The organism is Tautonia marina (genome assembly GCF_009177065.1).
Classification (GTDB): domain Bacteria; phylum Planctomycetota; class Planctomycetia; order Isosphaerales; family Isosphaeraceae; genus Tautonia; species Tautonia marina.
On record NZ_WEZF01000002.1, the window covers coordinates 302994 to 323113 of the forward strand.

Consider the following 20120-nt stretch of genomic DNA (forward strand, 5'->3'; position numbering starts at 1 on the left):
CCAGTCCGTTTTCCCGTCGAATTGCCAACGGCCCCGGCCCGGGAGACCCTCTCGATGGTTCGATTTCGTCGCGCCGCGGTTCTGATCGCGGCGGTGCTGGTGCTGGCATCCTGCGTTTGCTCCATCGCCGAGGCTCGTCAGGAACAAGCGGTCGATGCTCCTTCGAGCCGGTCGCTCCGATTTCTCGAAGGCTTGCGCGAGCGTGGGTATTTCGACCTGGCCGACGAGTACATCGCCTCGCTTCGAGCCGATCCCGCAACCCCGGACGAGCTGAAACCGATCCTGGCGTTCGAGGAAGGGCGCAACAAGCTCCGAGAAGCCGAGGTCGCCCTGGAACTGGAACGGCGCGACCTGCTGCTCGACCAGGGCCGGGCCGCGTTCGACGCCTTCCTCAAGAACCATCCCAGCCACGAACTCGCGGTGGAAGCCAAGGTTCAGCTTGCTCAGGTGCTGTACCAACGAGGCCAGACCGCCGTCCTGAAAGCCGACGAGAGCGAGGACCCTACCGACCGCGAGGCGAAACTTGCAGCCGCCCGAGCCGCCTTCGCCGAGGCCCGACGCTCCTTCGACGCCGCCCGAAGCGACCTGGAACAAGCCTACCAGGCTTTTCCGGTCGCCTTTCTCGACGAGTCCGACCCCAGACGAGCGGCCCGAGACGAGGCCCAGCGCCGCCTGATCGACGCGATCCTGAAACGTGCCTTGATCGATTACGACGAAGCACAAACCTATCCCGAAGGGTCAGACGATCGCAACCGCTTGCTCGATGAGGCCATCACTTCGTTCAAAACCATCTACGACTCGTACCGAACCTGGATGGCCGGGTTCGCCGCCCGGATGTGGCAGGGAAAGAGCCTTGAGGAAAAAGGGGACCTCGGGGCGGCAATGGGCATTTATAACGAACTCCTGACCCATGAAGATCCCCGCCTCCGGGAGTTGCAACGTCAGGTTGCTTTCTTCAAGGTGATCGCCACCCGTAAGCGAGGCGAGTTCCCGCTGGCCGAGCGACTCGCTCGGGAATGGTTGACGGCCAGTCGGGGGGATACCGGCTCGTACGAGCGCCTCGGCGTGCAACTGGAGCTGGCTCGCAACATCGACGCCCAGCTGGAAGACAATTACACTGCGGCCGTGGCCCGGAAGGATGAGCTGGTCCGCGATCTCATCGGACAACTGAGCCAGGTGGTCGCCTATGCGTCGCCGTACAAGGCCGACGCCGTGGAGCTCTTGACGAAGTATCGGCCCAGCGGCCCGATCGATGCGCGCACACTTGCCGGCCTGAGCTTCGATCAGGCCATGACCCGAGCCCGAGAGGAGATGGGCCTTCGCTCGTGGGAGAATGCCATCGCCCTGCTCCGCGCCGCCCTGACGAAGGTAAACCCTTCCCGAGATTCGAGCCGGGCAAACGAGGCCCGCTACCTGCTTGCCTTCAATCTTTACTCTGCCGGTCGCTATCACGAGGCGGCGGTGCTGGCCAATTTCCTGGCCAGGCGCTATCCTTCCTGGGATTCGTCGCTGGCAGCCACCGAACTGGGTATGGGAGCCCTGGCCCAGGCGTACGAAACACTCAAGGGACGCGGGCAGGAGCAAGACCTCCGACGTCTTCAAGAGTTGGCCGACTATACCATTGCCACCTGGCCCGACTCGTCGCAGGCCGATGTCGCTCGCATTCTTCAGGGAGACATCGCGCTGGGCCAGGGTCGATACCCTGAGGCGATCGACGCCTACCTGTCGGTGAAGACCTCGGGGCGAATTCTCGACGCCAAGGCCAAGGCCGCCTCCGCCCACTGGAAACGCAGCCTCGAATTGCGGAAGCAGGCCCCCGAAGGGACCGAATCTCCCGAGGCGACCGCCGAGGCGGAGAAGGCCCTCGCCCTGCTGCAGGAAACCTACGACGCTCGCATCGAGGCTCGGGTCGCGCCAACCGATCCGGACCGGCTGAGCAATGCGGCCGATCTGGCCGAGATTCATCTGATCGAAGGTCGTCCCGGCGAATCCCTGAAGGTCATCGGCCCTCACACCGAAGTGCTTGGCTCAGCCTCCTCGATGAGCGGACGGACGGAGGAACTCTATCTCCGCTTGATGAAGCTCCAGCTTCAAGCCCACATCGCCGACGGCCAGACCGAAGCGGCCATTGAGGATATGAGATTGCTTGAAGCGGTGGAGTCGGGCGAACGCTTGACCCAACTGTTTTTCTCGCTCGGCCGGTTGCTCGAAACGGAGATGGAAGCCCAACGCCAGGCCGGAGACCGCGCCAGGCTTGAAGCCAGCCGGAAGACCTTCGAGCAGTTTCTCGAAGCCCTGATCGAACGGCAATCGAACCAGTCGTACGAATCGCTTCAGTGGGCGGGCGAGCAAATGCTCACCCTTGAGCGTCCCGATCGGGCGATCGAGATCTTCCGTCGGGTCATCGAGGAGTTCCCGGACAGTGATCGCCTGCTCCGCACCCGGTTGAAGCTCTCGGGAGCCCATCGGCAGGCCGGGCAGTTCAACGATGCCTGGTCCGTCTCGGCGAAACTGGTGGCCGAGCATCCCAAGGCGCTCGATTTTCTGATGGAACAATGCCAGGTTCTCGAAGACTGGGCCGCGGTCGAGCCGGGCTACTGGAATGTCGCCATCCGGCACTGGCAAGACCTTGCTAAGCGGCTTGAAGGCGCTCGCCCCCGCCCCTCGGAATATTACGAATGCTGGTACCACGTCGCACTCTGCCAGTTCAACAAGGGGAGCAAGGATGCGGCCCGGAGAACGCTTAAGAGTGTCATGGCCCTGTCGAACACGCTCGGTTCTCCCGAGATCAAGCAAAACTATGAGCAGCTTCTCCGCCGAGCCGGCGGATGAGCTCGCGCTCCGGAACCGAACTCTCGACCCGAGGACATCACGACGCATGAACTCTCATCGATCTCCCTGGGCCTTGCTGCTCGTCCTGGCCCTGGCAAGTGCCTCGATGGCCGACGACGTGGTGCTTGTGCCCGGCTCGACCATCACCGCTCCCGGAGGCCGGATTCGCGGAAACGTGGAGCGGGAAACTCCGGAACTGGTGCGAATCGCGGGGCGAGATGTTCCGCTCGACCAGATCGACGAGATCACCTACGACGCCCCCGGCGCGACCTTCACGCAGGCCAGGGTGAGGGAAAACAGTGGTGACCTGGAACAGGCCGCCGAGCTGTACCAGCAAGCCGCCGGCGAGGTGAAGAACCCACTCCTCGCGCAAGACGCCCGATTCCGAAGCGCCTCGGCCCTGGCCCGACGCGCTCAAGTCGATCCGTCGAAGCGAGACGCAGCGATCGACGCCCTCACGAAAATCACCACGGAGCTGTCCAGCAGCCGACATTATGGCCCGGCCCTGGAATTGCTCTCGACCCTGCAACTGGACGCCCAGAACTACGACGCCGCAGACCGGGCGCTTCAGGATCTGGCCAAACTTTCCTGGGCCAGCGACCGAGCGGCGGTCCTGAGGTCACAGGTGATGGTCAAGCGAGGGCAGTCGGAACAGGCGCTTCAGGAACTCGAGACCCTGGTCGGCCGATTGCCCGAGGGTAGCCCCGCCCGGATTCGAGCCGATCTGGCTCGGGCCGAGGCCCTGGCCGGTCTCAGCCGCTTTGACGAAGCGGAACAGGTAGTCCGCTCGGTGATCGACGAGGCTGATCCGGAAGACGCCTCGACCCTGGCCCCGGCCTACAATACCCTCGGCGATTGCCTTCGAGCGGCCGGGAAACCCCGAGACGCCCTGTTCGCCTACCTGAACACGGACATCCTTTACCCGAGCCTGGCCGACGAGCATGCCCGGTCTCTCGCCGCCATCGCTCAGCTCTGGCGGATTCTCGATCGAGACGATCGCGCTGCGAGTGTCGTCGAACGCCTCCAGCAGGAGTACCCCAACAGTCGTCACCTGCCGGCCGCCACCGCAACAGCCCCGTAATCCTGGCGTCAGGCTCGCCCGACCGAACCACCCAACGACCTTTGCGCGCAATCGAACGCCCCGCGGGCGAAGGCGGGGCGTTCCGGAGCGACCTGGAAGGGCATTCGGTCGTCACACGAGGATCAGTTGGCTCGGGGATAAAGATCCGGTGCACCGGGAAGCGGCGGCAGGTCGGCCGTCAGGTCGTCAAGCACGCGACGGGCGGCGTCTCGGATCGTTGGGGAGGGGTCTGAGGCCGCCATCTCCGCGACGCGACGACGGGCATCGGGCGATGCGAGTCGGCTCAGCGCTTCCATCGCCTTCGATCGGACCGTTTCATCCTCATCACGAGAGAGACGGTCGAGCCAGACAATCGGGTCGATGTCGTCTCGACGTTCAATCTGAGAGATGGCAGATGCCCTCAAATCCGCCCGGGGGTGATAGAGCAACTTGGCCAGGCCGATCAGATCATCGTCCAGCCCTCGGGCCTTGAGGACAAATTGAGCCGCCAGTGCGACCGGAGACTCGGGATCGAACAGGAGCGGCAGGACCGCGTCATCGGTCAACACGTCGCGCCGGTGAGCAAAACTGGTGAGGACCTGCATTCGAACGGCCGGAACGTCGTCGGCGATCCGAGCCACCGCCGGTTCGGCCATGGCGTCGATCGGCAGCTTGCCCAGGGCAATGACCGTGGCCAGCCGAACGCCTGGTTCCGGGTCGTCGAGCAAGGCGACCAAGGGGGTGTGCAGGCGGTTTTTCCAGGTGGCGACGGTTCGCTCGGCATCGGGCCAGATCGGTGCGCCCGGCTGCCAGGCCCAGACCCGCCCAAGCACCTCGGCGGCCCCTGCCCTGACGGCCGGAGAGGCGTCGGCAAGACCCACCGTCAACAGCTCCGCCGAGGGGGTCAACGCTTCGATCCAGCGATCGGGAACCGGGCTGACGGTCATCCGATCGAGCCCGACACCGACCAGTTCCATCACCCGGCTGCGATCAACCGGCCCAAACCGACGGAAGCCCGACCCCAGACCCGCCAGGTCGTCGAGCCAGGCGTTCAGTTGGTCTTCGGTCAACGGTTCCGCCGAGTCCGATTCGCCCTGGTCTGACTCCGAGGTCGCTCGTAAGGCATGATTCGCCTGAACCAACGACTCGACATCACCCTGCGCGAGCAAACCGGCCCGCGCCGTCAGTGGCTGCGCCGGCGGATTCTCGGGAGTTGAAGACGTCTCCGACGTGACCGATTGGTCGGGATCGGCCACCGGAGCGCCCGAAGGTGCCATCGTCATGGCCAGTCCGGCCGCAGTCAGTAATCCCGCGACGCCCACGAACCCCAGCCCCATCTGTGCCCCACGTCCCAGCGGCATGGTCGCCTCCCTGCGTCAGCCGGCTCGATGTTCGACCTGATCCGTACTCCCTCTCACCGAGGGCGACGGTCATCCTAACGAACCGGACCAGTCCGACAAGATCAGGTTGACCGAGGCAAAATTACCCAAACTTCCAGAATTACCAAAGTGGGCAGAAATTCTCGGGTCGGGTCTTTTCTTGTCATTTTCAGGCAATGAGGGGGCCGATCAAAGGAGTCAAGAGGAAGGCCGGACCACGGCTGGCCGACGAGGATTGAGCAGGGATGCGAGAGATCGGGACGATCGGCGTTCTGACGACGCAGGGAGTCTCGATCGGGGGTGAGATCCATGATAAGGCGAGTGCCGGGCAGGACGCTGTCGGCCGTAGTCGTAGCCGCGGCGGTGGTCGCGACCGCGGGCGCGGGTCCAGGGTCATCGGGGCTGCTGGGGAATCGTCGGATCGACCCGATGGAGGTTCTCCCGCTGCATCAGGTCGCTCCTGAAGCTCGGGCCGAGGTCGCCGAGGTGATCACGGAACACAGCTTCCACCACAAGGGGCAGCCGGAAACGTTTCCTTGCAATCCGCAACTGTATCTGAGTCTCCTGAACGAGCCGGCGCTGACGCTGGCGCTCTGGCAGGACCTGAGCACCAGTCCCGCCCGCCTCATGCAGATTGCGCCCGGGTTGTACCAGGGGACTGACGGGAACGGGACGACGGCAACCTGGAGTTTCGTGCTGCGATCTCCACAAATGCACGCGTTACTGTGCAACCTGGAATACCGCAGCCCTCGCGGGCCGGCGCATCTCGAAGGGCGCATCGTCCTGATTGTGCATACAAACTATTACAAGGAAGCGAGTGGAAGCCCTTGGATTCAGCACGAGGTCGAAGCGTTTGTCAAAGTGGATTCGAAGGGCTGGCGTGCCGTTGCCAAGACCTTTCGTCCCTTGATCGAACGCTTGCTCGTGGATCAGATTCAGGAAGCGGGATGGTTTGTCTCTTTGATGGGCCGCCTGGTGGAAACGTATCCGAACTGGGCCGAGGAGGTGATCTCGTCACACCCTCAGGTGCCGCAAGAAACGCAGGGGCATTTTCGACAGATCATTGAACAGGCTCGTCGGCCCGATTCCTCTCCTGGGCGTCCGGTCCTGATGGATCAGGCGGAATAAGGCCGTTCTGAACACGAGGGGATCTCAGGAGTGCTGAACCACGCGCTCAAGGAGTCATCGCCAACTCCTGGCTCCCCTCCGGCGCTTCCGGTTCAGGAGGCAGCAAGCGAACACACACGGCAAAATGATCGGAGGGTCCTCGCGGGTTGGGGTTATTCTGATCCCCGAATCGCAATGGCCCCCCGCGACCATCCTGGAGCGATGGCCCGTTGATCGTTTGCAGGGTCTCCACCGCAACAGTCCACCCCTCTCCTTCAAGGAGGCCGGGGGAGACGATAAGATGATCCAGAATCTGCCAGCGGTTCCGATATCGATAGGTTCCGAACGATTCCGGATCTCGACCGGCGAGGAGATTCAGCAACCGAGGTTGATCGAGCCCAGCCCCAGCGACCACCGAGGAAACATCGCCAGTCGCCCGAAGTCCGAGCCGAAGCGATTCATCATCCGGCTCATCATTAAAATCGCCGCAAATTAGCACATCCGCATTTTTCTCGGATATCTTTTCGATCTCCTGATACGTCGCATACATTTCCTGAGCATACGAGAGGCGTTTCGCGCCATCTTGATCGGTGAGACGGCTCGTCCAGTGTCCGACCAGGATCTCCAGTGGTTGGTCGTCGATCGTGATTCTGGCCCCAAGAAGGCGACGCCCGGCGGGGAAGGTTCGCGTGCCGCTCGGGTCGAGAGGAAGCCGCGTCAGGATGGCCGGCTCGATGCGCCGTCCTGAAATGTTGTCCTGGTGGGCAATCCCGGTGTACTGCCATTCGGTTGGGAGGCGACGATTGATCGCCTGGCGAAGCAATTCCACCGCGCGACGGTTCTCGACTTCCACCAGCGCGAGGATGTCAGGTCCTCGGCCATCATTCATCAAAAGGAGTGAATCGGCGAGCAAGTTGTGCTTGTGTTCGAGCGCTTTCGGATCGCTCGCGAACCAGGAGTCCAGGGGGTCTTGATTCTTGGGATCATCCACATCGTCAAAGAGGTTCTCGACGTTCCAGGAACAGAACAAATAGCCTTCTGTCGAAGCTGGAGGAACGGGCGCCTGGGTTCTGGGATTGCGCTGAAACGAGTCGAGCAGGAACACGATCCCCGCAAGGACCAGGAGAGCGATCAACCAGCGAGGATCGCGTCGAATGAGTCTGACCAGCATGGATTGCAGGTCTCGAGCATTCGAACGACGGGGCATCTCAGCACTCCTCTCCCTGAGCTCTCGCATCCGGAAGTGGTCAACCAACGGGGACCACGACGTTACAGGACGTTCGGATCGTAGTCTCTGGGCCCTCCGGCCGTCTAGCCGGGTGCCGTCGGCGTTGCTTGTTGAGACCTCGGATTCGCCGTAAAATCTTTTTTGAATTCAAGGCATGCGGAGCATCACCGCGTACTAGTGTCTCTCGGAACGAAACGTATTGTCATCGCCTGGTCATCCGACAGTCTGGACATGCCCTGCCCTGAATTGCGTCGACTGAAGTGGTCGCTGAGCCCTCTGAGGAATGTGAATGCCTGTGCTGCTGCTCCTGGTTTGCCTCGGCTCGACCCTGTTCATGACGGGGCTGATCTGGCTGGTTCAGTTGGTTCATTATCCGCTGCTCAGTGAGGTGAGCCCCGGTGCGTTCGGTCGCTACCATGCCGAGCATGTGCGGCGCATCGGGCCGATTGTTGCACCAGCCATGCTCGCTGAACTGATCAGCGCGGGGGGACTGGTCGTGGCGCCCCCCTCGGGAACTCCGAACTGGCTTGCACTTGCAGGGCTGATCGTCGCCATCATGACGTGGGTCGTGACCGCGATGGTTCAGGTTCCCCTGCACCATCGACTCGCTTCGGGGTTTGATCCCGTCGCCTGCCGATCGCTCGTGCGCAGTAACTGGATTCGGACCGTTCTTTGGTCCGTTCATGCCGGGATCGTACTGGCGATGGCCAGCCTCGCCATGAACTAGGTTCAGAGAGCCATTGGATCGACTTTCCGATCAAATGTCGGAAATCGTGTCGCAATCGGAGCGGGAATCCGGTCCTTGGAGTGGCGGAGTGAATCACCGCCCAGCACACGCAACCAGAGAGTCCACACCCTCTTGCCTACCGAACGGAGAGTTTTCCTACAACTCTCGACCCATCGATCCGATGAAGAAATCTGATCGTGGTGAGTTCGGTTGAATGAAATCGCTGCTCAACGAACCGAGCATCGTGCGGGTGCGCCCGGCGTACATCCTGGCACACAGACGCGATTCGACGTATCGATTCTAGCGGTCTTCGTCCGTTCAAGGGTCTTACCATGTTCGCGATTCGCCAACGACGACGTTCGCCCCGTTCTTCTCGATTCGTTCCTGCGGTTGACGGTCTGCCGACTCGAATTGTTCCGGTCAGCGTGGCCCCGCTGGAAATTTCCCTCGTCGAGAGCGAACCAGCCCCCGAACCCGTGGCACCCCCGACTTACGAGAGCCAAACGGACGAATCGTTTTGCGAGATGATGGCCGAAATGCTTCGTGAACTTCAGGAGGAATGCCAATCCACAGCAGCCGATGTGTGAGCCTCAGCAAAGGCCCACCCCGTGACACTCGGAGTCAATCCAACTGACTTATGCGCTTATCCCAGGAGGACAGTTCACTCCGAAGCCGATTGAAGCGCTGAGTAAACTGATTGAGTTCGCCCTGAGAATCCTCGTCCTCGATCTGATCAAGGGCACGAGCGACGATGGCTTCGAACTCCTCAGTCAAGCGATCCCGATCATCACCGTCCGTTGCCTGAGTCAAGATCAACCCATACGTATACGCAGCAGCCCAATGGATGTCGATTCGCATTGCCAACGAAGCTTCCTCCGCGTATCTCAACGCGACCTTGACATCCTGCAAGACACCACGAAGTTCCACAGCGAGATTCTGGGCCTCCTTGGAACGAATCTGAGTCTTTCGAAGCAAGGGTTCAAATTTTCCGTTGGCCATGAGGATCTTCTGCAAATACAGATTCGCGACATAAGGCCGATGTTCCCTCATCCACTCGTCAAGTCCGAGGTCCAATACATCAGCCTGGCCCGGGGCCTCGTACGAGCCGATTGCTCGCGCGAGCATTTGCTCGAACGTTTTCTCGTCCCCTTCATCTCGGGCGATCAGGGCGAGCCCGTGATAGGCACGCAGGTTGACACCCCACGCCTTCAAGGTCGAGGGGTTTTTGTGGATTGCCGCTCGAAATTCGGTGGTTGCATCCGATCGGAAATCACGAGCCTTCTGTTCGGAAAAGACGTCTCTTTGAGACCGTTCGTAGAGAAGCGTGCCCAGATCGAGGTGGTCCTCTTTGGGCGAGACGGAGGTCGCAGCCACGTTCTCGGGAGCAAAGATCGCTTTCCCGGCAAGGGCGACGGCGATCCCACCGCAGAGGATCAGGGCTGTCGTCGCGCAAGCCACCAACCTGCGTCGATTGCGGTACAGCCAGAATCCCAGGCGTTCTCGATGGCTGGGGTTGTGCTCGTGGATCAGGGGTTGGCGTTGGAGCAGGGCTCGCAAGTCTTCCGCAAGCGCTTCGGCCCATGGGTAGCGATCGCTCGGGTCGAAGGCAAGACACCGTGCGATGATCGCATCGAGCGCATAAGGCACGTTCGGGTTGTCGATCCGGGTCGGCGGCCAGCCGGCACAGCGAACGTCCAGCAGATCGTTGATGGTCCGAGGCAGCGGAACGTTGGCGGGAGGGGCTTCTGGACGGGTGCCGATCAACAATTCCCGAAGCACGAGCCCGAGGGCGTAGAGGTCGGCACTCGGGCCGACATCGTCCCAGTGATTGGGATCAAGGAAGGCTCGGAGCTGCTCGGGAGCCATGTACGGGAGGGTTCCGCCCCGGAGGGCACTTTCGGCGCGTTCCGGAGTGTGCGGATCGTGGGCCAGATTGAAGTCGAACAGTTGGGGACCGTCGGAACAGGAAATCAGGATGTTGGCGGGCTTCACATCCCGGTGCAGGACATCACGATCGTGGGCATGAGCCAGCGCATCGGCCAGGTTCGCGGTCATCCAGAGACAGGCATCCACATAGGATCCGCCAGGGAAATCCGCCCAGCCGGGTTGAGCCAGATTGACGGTGTGGCCTTCGGGAGCGATGGCGTCGAGCAGGGTCTGGGCGGTGCGAGCTTCTGGAGGCGTGAGGCGCATCCGTTGCAGGATCTGATCGAGCGGCAGCCCGGGCAGGTAGGGCATGTCGAGGCCGCGCAAACCGGTCTCTTCATCAAAGTCGACCGAATACACCTCCATGATGTTCCGGTGCTTCAGTCGAGCCATGATCGAGGGTTCTTCCCCCCGATTGGCCGAGATTTTCAGAGCACTCGGCCGCCGACCGAGTGCCTCGTTCTCTGCCAAGAAGACGCGGGCAGCCCCGCCCTGGCCAAGAATCGACCGCAAGTGATAGGTCTTGAAATACTCGCCGGGCTCGGGGAAACGGGGCAATCGGGGCATGCCACCGGCGGCCTGGCTGATGACCCGATGATAGTTCAGTTGCGAGATGAGCGAGTCACGCCACGGTTCATAGCGGTCGCAGAACGAGTCGGGACTGGGAGCCTCCCCCACTTCTTCGAGCAGGCAGAACTCCTCGTACAACAGGCTGAGGACCCAGTTCGAGTCGTCGCGCAGAGCAGGCAAGGCACTGAGGTAAGCGGCCACGGCCGGCCGCTCTCCCTGAGCAAAACGCCGCTGGAGGTCAGCCTTGACCAGACCGACGAGGTCCGAGCAAGACTGGCCGTTGCGTTTCCAGAGTTCCCACAGTTCCTGGAATTGTGTGGAGGAAGAAACCGGCACAAGACCAAGTGGCCGAGACGCCGAGGAGGCGTTCATGATCCCGACCTCTCGTTCGAGAGCCAGGCATCACCCAACTTCTTGAGCGCCCGCTGGACTTGCCTCACTTCCCAGCCCACGGTCTTGGAAATTTCCCGGGTGGAGTAGCCCTGTCGAGCCATCTCAAGCACGCGGCGATGCGTTTCGTCGAGTCGTTCGTAGACCCGTTGCCACCCTTCATTGGCCACGGCGTACTGGCTCGGCGTCGGGTCGGTTGAAGGCACCTGCATTCCCACGGAGAACCCTTCGAGATTTGCGTCGAGACTGATAGTCCGAGACTGATCCCGTTTTTGACTGTTCAGTTTTCGATGCTCGTCGATCACTTTCTGGGTCGCGGCTTTTTCCAGAAAGGCAAGCAAGGAGTTGATATTCGGAAAATCGAATCGATCCGATTTGGCCAGTAAGCTTCGCCAGACATCGCTCGCGAAATCGGCCGAATCGTAAAGAGAGCGCATCGGCTGATTCAATCGCCTGCGGACGACCCGAATGACCTTGGGGTAACACTGGCGGAACAACTCTTCCCAGGCGTCCTTATCTCCCGTCTGCGCACGAGCGAATAGGCCATCAAACGACCGCCCTGACGAGCCATGCATGATGGAATTCCTCAAGAGTTCAGGTTCGAGGACGGAGGCCCCTACTGCGGCTATGTTTAGCATAGACGTCGACGGCCGTCCGAGAGCGAACGCCAGCTTCTCTGACAAGAATTATCGTGCCACAGAGACGCCCAGAAAGAAAAGGGAAATCCCCTGGATTACTGTGGCATCGTTAATTCTGCAGGATCGTACGGGTTGCCACAATGCAGAGCCCCTGGCCACGAGCCATCGAAACCAACGACTGCCCCACTCATCGCTCTCGTCGGCGAGCATCGACCTAATTCCAACCGACGAAAGCACCTATCGGCAGCGGCGCCAAGGGGGAAGGCGGAAGAACCGCGATCGGATAGCGGTCTGCGGGCAAGAGACCACGACAGGCCAACTGATACAATGGGCAGCCGGCGTGTTGACGCAGAGCATCGTCACGAAGGAGCGCGGCCAGATCAGGGCGACCGAGCCGGATGGCCGCGACGTAGCGGCCAAGGGGCGAAAGCTTCCGTCCGCCCTGCACGAGTTGCGTTTCTACCGAGACGCCTCGAGCAGACTGCGTTCGGATCCATCGCAGCTCCGTACGCAACTCGAAACGAAGGCGCCGAACGATCCGAGCCACTCGACGCCGATAGCGACGCACCGCCGCCGGGCCGACCAGGTCACCCCACGGATCGGCAACGGCATAACATTGAGATTGAGAATTAACGAACAGTTCGGGATCGAGCGGGAGATGCGGATTTGACCAGTGGGCATCAATCAAAGCCGCCGCCGAGGCCGACCAGACTGCCGCATCGGGATCCACGCCTGTCCACCATGGACGTCGACGAAGATAGGCCTGGCGGATCCGATCTGCCAGGCATCGGGTTGAGATCAGTGTCGCCAGCACAGTTCCCTCGCCTGCAGTGGAACGCGAGTGTCGAGCGGATTGAGATTCTTGCTGCCTCATCGCAGCGACAAAGATCTCACCTGCTCAACTCGCCACACCGAGAACCGTAATCCCCGACGAGCCGCGACAGACAATTTTTGAGAATTCGTTCGAACCTCCGGAAAATCCCTTCCATCACTCGTCATCGAACTCCCTCCTTGGGCGTACGAATCGAGAGCAGCCGATCGAAATGGGGGGTCGGAGAGATTTGCGAGACTGGACGCCGCGCCGACAGCAAGCTAAATTAGAAGTCATCCTGTCTAGAAATAGCACATCACGTCGCGCGTCCTTCGGGGAAGTCCGGAGGTCATCGTTTCGCCATGAATCGCTTCAAACTTCCTGAGAACTGGGACTGGCCGTCGATCCGGGTCGAGGTGGCAACCCGGATTCGCGAGGTGCGGTTCGAGTTGTATGGCGAACACGGCGGGCCGCTCCTGGCTTCGGCCCTTCATCTGCCCTTCCATCGCTGGTCTGACTACGAACACGGAACCGCCATCCCCGGAGAGGTACTGCTGCGGTTTCTTGCGTTGACCCGAGTCGAGCCTCACTGGCTTCTGACGGGCCAGGGTCCCAAATACGCCGTTTCCGTCTGAATCGCAGGGTTCACGGGACCAAACTCTGACTGCCACGAGTCCCTGGTGTCCTAGACTCCTTGGGGCGGACGGTCGCGGGGAGTTCATTCGGAATCCCGGGCCCCGCCTGATTGCGGAGGGATGGCGGACATGGGCGACCTGATTACTGAACTCTGGCAACAGTTGCGAGACGCCGGAATGCCCGAGGTGATGCTCTTTTTGGCCGATGGATCGGCGTCTCGGTGTCACTGGGACAACACCGCGCAGCTTGGCGAAACCCGAGTGGCCCTGCTGGGTGACCAGGAGCGGAATATCGTCCGGGTCGTCCCGATCAGCGCCTGTGTCGGGATCGGGATCGCCTCTCCCAAAGGGACCGACCCGAATGCGTATCGGGCGGTCATCCAGGATCGGCTTGCCTCGGTCAAGGCCGCCCCGTGAGGCGGGTTCGTCGGGCAAGCACCCAGCAATGAAGGGAGAGCCGCAAGGGATCGCCCTCCTTCTCCACGAATCAGGACGGCAACGCGCCCGCCAGTTCCTCGATAAACGCCCCGACCCGATCGACGAGTTCCTGACGGGGGGTTTCCGAGGCATCGGCAAGGCGTCGAACGAGAGCGCTCCCGACAATCAAGCCGTCGGCAACCGGAGCCAGGGCCCGGATATGTTCGGGGCGACTAATCCCGAAGCCGATGCAGATGGGCAGTTCGGTCTGGGTGCGAAGCCAGTCGACAGCCTCGGACAGGTCGGGCGGCAACTCGGTCCGCTCCCCCGTAATCCCGGCGACCGAGACGTAATAGATAAACCCGGTTGTCGTCCGGGCAATTGCGGCGGCGCGGTCTCGGGGGGTCCGCGGCGTGATGAGTTGAATGAGTCGGAGGTCCCGTTCGGCCGCCAGTTCGGCCAGGGGACCGGCCTCCTCCACCGGTAGGTCGGGCACGATCAGGCCATCGATTCCCGCGGCCTTCGCCTCGTCGAGGTAGCGGCTGACGCCTCGGCGATGAATGATCGCGTACGACGACATGGTGACCAGCGGCACCTCGACCGCGTCTCCTCCAGCGCCTCGACGCAGAGCGGCGATCATGTCGAAGATCGGACCGAGCTTGATTCCCGAGTCGAGCGCCCGCTGATAGCTCGCGGCAATAACTGGTCCATCGGCAATCGGGTCGGAGTAGGGAATCCCGACCTCGATCATGTGCGCTCCACGACGGACCGCTTCTCGGATCAAGGCCGCGGTCGTCGACAGATCGGGATCGCCTGCGGTGAGAAAGGGCATCAACGCTCGATGGCCTTCGGATCGGAGACGAGCGAACAAGGCGTCGATTCGATTCATGGTTCGTCGGGTCCTGACGGCCCGCGGTTCGGTGCGAGGGTGGGTCGGCCTGCGGACGATCGCCGAGTCATGGCCCGCCGACCTCGATCGCACTAGAGTACCACAATCCGGCCCTCGGGCCGATCGGTCGGCGACCGAAGGTTTTCAAAGAAGATCGGGAACACCCCTTGGTCAAGAGAGCATCACGACAATGGCAGAACGACGAGTCGCATTGGTGACAGGATCAGCGGCAGGAATCGGACGCGCAGCAGCCTGGCAGTTCGCCGAGGCCGGATACGATGTGGTCGTCAACTACTCGCGATCGCAGACCGAAGCCGAGGAAACCGCTGACGGCGTGCGATCGCGGGGAACCGATGTTCGGGTTGTCCGGGCCGATGTGGGAGTCGATCAGGAGGTTCGGGGGCTCATCGCCGCCACGCAAGACGCCTTCGGGCGGCTCGATGCCCTGGTGAATAACGCGGCGACGACGCATTTTATTGCCCATCGGGACCTTGAGGCACTGACCGAGGACGTCTGGGATTCGATCCTGCAGCTTAACGTCAAGGGGCTCTTTTATGCCTGTCGGGCGGCCATGCCCCTGTTGAAGCAAGGGCAAGGCTCGATCGTCAACGTGGCCTCGGTCGCCGGAATCGCCGGCTCGGGCAGCTCAATTCCCTATGCGGCGAGCAAAGGGGCCGTGATCACCATGACCAAGAGCTTCGCCCGAGCCTTCGCGCCGGAGGTTCGGGTCAATGCCGTAGCCCCCGGTCCCGTGCAGACCCGATGGCTGGCCGATCACCAGAACATGGTCGAAGAGGCCATGACCCTCACTCCCTTGAAACGCCCCGCCACCCCCGACGACATCGCCGAGGCGATATTGTACCTGGCCGATCGCGCCACCCTGACAACCGGCCAGATCCTGGTCATCGACGGCGGCAGGACCATGTAAGCCGAAACCAATCGAGCGACGCGTCGAGCGGATTCAGGCCGATCTCCCTCCTCTCCGGTCCAGTCGGCCTTGCCCGCCTCGAACGTTCGCGATAGAGTACCCGCTCACCTGCCGACGATCCGCGCCGGCCCGGCGCTCTCAAACCCGTGCTGGGCCAGATTCTGCACCCTCCCCCGATGATCGGCCTCGCGCGGCGCTCCAAGGAAGGAGTCTCGTCCCGCTCGGCGACCTCTGGTCCTCCTGGACCGTGCTGTTCGGTCGCCGACTCCCGACCAAGGATGGCAAAAGGAGCCGCTCCCCATGCCGATCGTCGCTCGCCCCCGAATCCTTGTGGCGCTGCTGGCCTTACCCCTGGCAAACCTTGCCCATGCCGACGAACCGACTCCGAAGCCGAAGCCGACGGTCGAAACGGTTAACAATACCGTGAAGCTCGATCTCCAGATTTCCGGCGTCGAGCAAGGCTGGAAGGTCGAGATCAAGCCGGCGAATCCCGGTAGCCGATTCAAGCCGGTCGTTCGCCAGGTCGAGCAGTCCCAGGGCAATCCAGCTCAGCTCGGCCAGATCGCGATTGATGCCCGGAGCCTCAGCGCCGATCGTGACTGTGCCCTGGCGATCGTCTTGACCGACCCCGAAGGTGCATCGCAGACCTTCAAACGGAGCATCCGTCTCCTACCCCAGCCCGATGCCGACACGGTTCCGGAGTTGTCCAAAACCTTCTACCTGCGCAGCAGCAGCGTTGCGATCCGAGACACCCCCCGACGCCGGCCGAACTGATCGCGTGGTGATGGTTTGCTGGGAGGAAAGCCGGTCCCGAACATGCCCGATCGGGGCCGGTTAATCGTCCTCAAACTCGCCGTCTGCGTCTGCGCCGACGTAGAAGGGGAAAAACTCCTGGCCGGCGAAATAGTCGGCCATCGCGCGGCGAACAGATCGAAGCTGATCGAGGAAGTGGGAATACTGAATGATCAGGCGTCGCCGCTGTTCCTCGGGTAGTTGCAGGATGTCGTTGTAGTAGCGTTCCCGAGTGACCGGGTCTCGGAAGCTCCAGAGGCGCTTGATTTTGAGACCGGTTTCCTCATCCTCATAGGTCAGTTGACGCGCAAATTGCCGCGCCTTCATTTTCTTGGCGTAGGCAATCAGTTCGGCCTCGGAATCGAAGCCGCCCTGGCGGTCGATCCACTCCACGATCGTTTCGGTGCGGATCTTGGGGCCTTCCTCCGCGCAGAGTTCCTTGAGACTCATGACGATCTCGGCAGGTCCCATGGACGCCTCCCTCGGATTGGACGGTTGATGCGCAGTCTCTCTGCCTTGCGTCATCTCGGCGATTGCTCGTAGTTTACGATTCTTACCAGGCCGTGTCGATGGACTTCCGTACAAGTCGATCAAGGCACAACCCCTTCAATCGTCAGAATCGCCACCGTTTCTCGGCCCGCCGGACGATTGACGGGACGGCCCGAGCCCGATAGCGTGACTGACCTGAGCGTCTCCAAGGTTTGCGAGGCCCGCTCGATCGATTGACGTCCCCACCCGGGAGGATCCGACTGATGAGATTCCACTCCTCGCTGTGCGCCGCAATGGCTGCCATCGCGATCGTTGCCAGCCCTGCCCTCTCTGCCGATGACGAAGGCTGGACCTGGTTGTTCAAGGACGGCAACCTCGACCACTGGATCGTCCCCGAGGGGGACGGCGGCCACTGGAAGGTCATCGAGGTCGATGGCGGACCGGTCATTGACTACGACGCCCGCAGCGAGGCCGAGGGGGTCAAGGACCTCGTCTCCAAGGAATCCTATGGCGACTTCGTGCTGGAACTGGAGTGGAAGATCACCGACACCCCGAACATTAATCCGAACGTCCGCTACGTCCTGCCGGACGGCACCCACGCCCGCGACATCAAGGGCGAGGAAATGGCCCTCGCGCTGCCTGATTCCGACTCGGGTGTCTTCCTCCGCGGGTCGAGCAAGTGCCAGGTCAACATCTGGTGCTGGCCGATCGGTTCGGGAGAGGTTTACGGTTACCGGATGGATCGCTCCATGCCCGCCGAGGTCCGCGCCGGTGTCACGCCGAAGACGCAGGCCGACAAACCCGTCGGCGAATGGAACGCCTTCCAGATCACCATGAAGGGGGACCGCTTGACCGTCGTCCTCAATGACGTCACCGTGCTGGACGAGGCCCAGTTGCCCGGCGCTCCTGAGGAAGGGCCGCTCTCGCTGCAGCACCACGGCGGCTATCGCGACGGCAAGTACACCGGATCGCCGAGCCTCGTCCAGTTCCGAAACATCCGGATCAAGTCGCTCGACTAAGTTCCGGCTTCCCAGATCGTGCTTCGATGGTCGGATGACGATCGATGCGAGGATGGCCGATCCCCTGGGCGAATCCGATCCGATCGATCACCGCGAGTGATCGGTCGATCGGGGTCGCGAACTGGTGATCGGCCATCCTTACGTTCCGAGCGTTCCGATCGTGTCTTTCGAATGAGATTCTTTCCGCGTGTTTGAGGAACTTGGAGGATCGATGCAACCGGTCGCCATCGGCCTGCTGGGCCTGGGAACCGTCGGGGCGGAGGTGGCCCGGAGGATCGACGATCAGCAAGGCGCCTTCTCCCGCAGAGTCGGCCGAGCGGTCGTCGTCCGCAAGGTCGCGGTTCGAGATCCTCAGAAATCCCGAAACGTCCCGATTCTGCCGGATCGCTACGTCACCGATCCCATCCAGGTTGCCACCGATCCGGAGACCTCCGTCGTCATCGAGCTGATGGGCGGGATCGAGCCGGCGAGGACCGCAGTTCTTTCCGCGCTGGAAGCCGGCAAGGATGTGGTCACGGCCAACAAGGCCCTGCTGGCCGAGCATGGTGCCGAGATTTTCGCCGCGGCCCGCCGGGCCGGTCGCTCGGTGGCCTTCGAGGGAGCCGTGGGCGGCGGGATTCCAATCATCAACGCCATCGGAGTCGGGCTGGCGGCGAACCGATTCTCAGCCCTGGCGGCCATCCTGAACGGCACGTGCAACTTCATCCTGTCGAGCATGGCCAGGTCGGGACTCTCGTACAACGAGGCCCTTCGCCAGGCCCAGGAACTCGGCTACGCCGAGGCCGATCCAACCCTCGACGTGGATGGCACCGACACCAGCCACAAGCTGGCCATTCTCGCTCAACTTGCGTTTGGCGCCTCGGTGACGACCGACATGATCCCTCGACAGGGGATCGACACCTTGCAATCGTCCGACATCCAGTACGCCGCCGAACTGGGATACACCGTCAAACTCCTGGCCGTGGCCCGCGATCACGGAGACGCCGGCCTTGAGCTTCGCGTTGCCCCTCGGCTTGTTCGCCGGGGATCTCCACTGGCCGAAGTCTCCGGGCCCGACAACGCGATCCGGACTCTCGGCGATCCTGTCGGGTCGAGCCTGATGTCTGGCCCCGGAGCGGGAGCCGGGCCGACGGCCTCGGCGGTCCTGGCCGATCTGATCGACGTCGTCATCGGCCGGGCCGCCCTGACGGCCCGATCGCTCGATCTCTGGCCGGCCGACGCCCCCGCTCCCCGGCTTTGCTCTCCCCGAGATGTCCGAGGCCGCTCGTACCTTCGGTTCATGATTGCCGACCGTCCCGGCGTGCTCGGCACCATTGCCCAGATCCTCGGGCAGCATGGTGTCAGTATTGCCAGTGTCATTCAGCACGATCCGGGCGAGGACGATCACCCCGACGCCCCCGTTCCCCTGGTCATCATGACCCATCCCGCCTCCGAGGCCGACCTGGTCGCCGCCCTCCAGTCCATCGACCTTCTGCCCATCGTCACCCCCCCGAGTGTCCGGCTGGGAGTCGAGGATTGACGCTTCGAGGTGGTGTCCACGCGCTCCGTCACGATCCTTGACCCCTGTCGGGTCCCAGGCAGCGTGAACACAGAAAAGAAATGACTTGTCTCAGGGTGGCGAGATCGTCATCATACCTAGGTCTTTCGCCCCGGAGGGGGCTTTGATCACGCTTGCCGAGCCGACCGGGCCGGAGGCCCGTGCCTCGACGGTGTCCCGTATTTGCCGAGGTCGCGAGACGGCTCCCGGAGGGGACCGATCAACTCATGCCACCTGTCGCTTTCATCACGCCCAGCGAAATCGATCTGACCCAAGTCGTCGCCGATCAGGAACAAATCCGTCGCTTCAACCCTCAGCGGTTCGAGATGGAGCAACTCTCGGCGATCGTTCAGATCGATACCGAGCAAAACCTGATCGTCGGCTACAAGGACATCACGGACGATGAGTTCTGGTGCCGGGGGCATATTCCCGGCTTCCCACTCATGCCGGGGGTCCTCATCTGCGAGGTCGCCGCGCAGCTTTGCAGCTACTTCTGCCAGGCGGTGCAACTGGTCCCCGACGGCTTCCTCGGCTTCGGCGGCATGGAGGACGTTCGCTTCCGGGGTCAGGTCCGCCCCGGAGATCGACTGGTGATTGTCGGCAAGGCTCAGCGACTCCATCGCCGCCAAACCATCTTCGATACGCAAGGGTTCGTCGACGACGCCATGGTCTACCACGGCCGGATCATCGGTGTCCCGATCGTCTCCCCAACCAGCGCCCGAACTGCTGGCCAGAACGGCTCCTGA

Annotated in this window: 18 protein-coding genes; 12 read left to right on the top strand and 6 right to left on the bottom strand. The window is 62.2% G+C overall.

What is annotated here, in order from left to right; translation table 11 throughout:
* The first annotated feature begins 54 nt into the window (after positions 1 to 54).
* Complete coding sequence (locus GA615_RS03780; protein WP_152049923.1) at positions 55 to 2832, top strand: tetratricopeptide repeat protein; 2778 nt, start codon at positions 55 to 57, stop codon at positions 2830 to 2832.
* A 46-nt stretch (positions 2833 to 2878) separates the two neighbouring features.
* Complete coding sequence (locus tag GA615_RS03785; protein ID WP_161602150.1) at positions 2879 to 3913, top strand: tetratricopeptide repeat protein; 1035 nt, start codon at positions 2879 to 2881, stop codon at positions 3911 to 3913.
* Positions 3914 to 4035: 122 nt separating this feature from the next.
* Here GA615_RS03785 and GA615_RS03790 read toward each other — a convergent pair whose 3' ends face one another.
* Positions 4036 to 5253, bottom strand: coding sequence for a HEAT repeat domain-containing protein (locus tag GA615_RS03790; protein WP_152049925.1), 1218 nt, complete (start codon positions 5251 to 5253; stop codon positions 4036 to 4038).
* A gap of 447 nt (positions 5254 to 5700) precedes the next feature.
* On the opposite strand from GA615_RS03790, the gene GA615_RS03795 reads away from it, so the two are divergent.
* Entirely contained in the window at positions 5701 to 6399 is a 699-nt protein-coding gene (locus GA615_RS03795) for a hypothetical protein (RefSeq protein WP_235905057.1), read from the top strand.
* Between the two features lie 46 nt (positions 6400 to 6445).
* Here the strand turns inward: GA615_RS03795 and GA615_RS03800 are convergent, their stop codons facing one another.
* Entirely contained in the window at positions 6446 to 7585 is a 1140-nt protein-coding gene (locus tag GA615_RS03800) for an endonuclease/exonuclease/phosphatase family protein (protein WP_161602151.1), read from the bottom strand.
* A 310-nt stretch (positions 7586 to 7895) separates the two neighbouring features.
* On the opposite strand from GA615_RS03800, the gene GA615_RS03805 reads away from it, so the two are divergent.
* Complete coding sequence (locus GA615_RS03805; protein ID WP_152049928.1) at positions 7896 to 8333, top strand: hypothetical protein; 438 nt, start codon at positions 7896 to 7898, stop codon at positions 8331 to 8333.
* 621 nt (positions 8334 to 8954) lie between these two features.
* Here the strand turns inward: GA615_RS03805 and GA615_RS03810 are convergent.
* Both GA615_RS03810 and GA615_RS03815 read right to left on the bottom strand, forming a co-directional pair.
* The gene (locus GA615_RS03810) at positions 8955 to 11201 is read right to left on the bottom strand and encodes a serine/threonine-protein kinase (protein ID WP_152049929.1); all 2247 of its coding nucleotides are present in this window, start codon (positions 11199 to 11201) and stop codon (positions 8955 to 8957) included.
* Positions 11198 to 11794: an RNA polymerase sigma factor gene (locus tag GA615_RS03815; protein ID WP_161602152.1), complete on the bottom strand. Its 597-nt coding sequence runs from the start codon at positions 11792 to 11794 to the stop codon at positions 11198 to 11200. The genes GA615_RS03810 and GA615_RS03815 overlap by 4 nt, the downstream gene beginning before the upstream one ends.
* A 406-nt stretch (positions 11795 to 12200) precedes the next feature.
* Here GA615_RS03815 and GA615_RS03820 point away from each other — a divergent pair, with 406 nt between their 5' ends.
* The 3 genes from GA615_RS03820 (at position 12201) to GA615_RS03830 (ending at position 13720) form a co-directional block, all read left to right on the top strand.
* The gene (locus GA615_RS03820) at positions 12201 to 12527 is read left to right on the top strand and encodes a hypothetical protein (RefSeq protein ID WP_161602153.1); all 327 of its coding nucleotides are present in this window, start codon (positions 12201 to 12203) and stop codon (positions 12525 to 12527) included.
* A gap of 503 nt (positions 12528 to 13030) precedes the next feature.
* Entirely contained in the window at positions 13031 to 13303 is a 273-nt protein-coding gene (locus GA615_RS03825) for a hypothetical protein (RefSeq protein WP_152049932.1), read from the top strand.
* Positions 13304 to 13432: 129 nt separating this feature from the next.
* The gene (locus GA615_RS03830; protein ID WP_152049933.1) at positions 13433 to 13720 is read left to right on the top strand and encodes a hypothetical protein; all 288 of its coding nucleotides are present in this window, start codon (positions 13433 to 13435) and stop codon (positions 13718 to 13720) included.
* Positions 13721 to 13790: 70 nt separating this feature from the next.
* Here GA615_RS03830 and trpA read toward each other — a convergent pair whose 3' ends face one another.
* Complete coding sequence (gene trpA, locus GA615_RS03835; RefSeq protein ID WP_152049934.1) at positions 13791 to 14609, bottom strand: tryptophan synthase subunit alpha; 819 nt, start codon at positions 14607 to 14609, stop codon at positions 13791 to 13793.
* 190 nt (positions 14610 to 14799) lie between these two features.
* Between trpA and GA615_RS03840 the strand changes: the two genes are divergently transcribed.
* Together GA615_RS03840 and GA615_RS03845 are read left to right on the top strand one after the other, a co-directional pair.
* Complete coding sequence (locus GA615_RS03840; RefSeq protein WP_152049935.1) at positions 14800 to 15537, top strand: SDR family NAD(P)-dependent oxidoreductase; 738 nt, start codon at positions 14800 to 14802, stop codon at positions 15535 to 15537.
* A gap of 300 nt (positions 15538 to 15837) precedes the next feature.
* Entirely contained in the window at positions 15838 to 16311 is a 474-nt protein-coding gene (locus GA615_RS03845; protein WP_152049936.1) for a hypothetical protein, read from the top strand.
* Between the two features lie 60 nt (positions 16312 to 16371).
* On the opposite strand, the gene GA615_RS03850 is transcribed toward GA615_RS03845, so the two are convergent.
* Complete coding sequence (locus GA615_RS03850) at positions 16372 to 16800, bottom strand: hypothetical protein (RefSeq protein ID WP_152049937.1); 429 nt, start codon at positions 16798 to 16800, stop codon at positions 16372 to 16374.
* A gap of 281 nt (positions 16801 to 17081) precedes the next feature.
* Between GA615_RS03850 and GA615_RS03855 the strand changes: the two genes are divergently transcribed.
* The 3 genes from GA615_RS03855 to GA615_RS03865 all read left to right on the top strand — a co-directional run bounded on the left by GA615_RS03855 (position 17082) and on the right by GA615_RS03865 (position 20120).
* Complete coding sequence (locus tag GA615_RS03855; RefSeq protein ID WP_235905058.1) at positions 17082 to 17837, top strand: 3-keto-disaccharide hydrolase; 756 nt, start codon at positions 17082 to 17084, stop codon at positions 17835 to 17837.
* Positions 17838 to 18048: 211 nt separating this feature from the next.
* On the top strand, positions 18049 to 19356 hold the full coding sequence (locus tag GA615_RS03860; RefSeq protein WP_152049938.1) for a homoserine dehydrogenase: 1308 nt from the start codon (positions 18049 to 18051) through the stop codon (positions 19354 to 19356).
* A gap of 245 nt (positions 19357 to 19601) precedes the next feature.
* Positions 19602 to 20120 (top strand): 3-hydroxyacyl-ACP dehydratase FabZ family protein, encoded by a 519-nt coding sequence (locus GA615_RS03865; RefSeq protein ID WP_152049939.1) that lies wholly within the window; start codon positions 19602 to 19604, stop codon positions 20118 to 20120.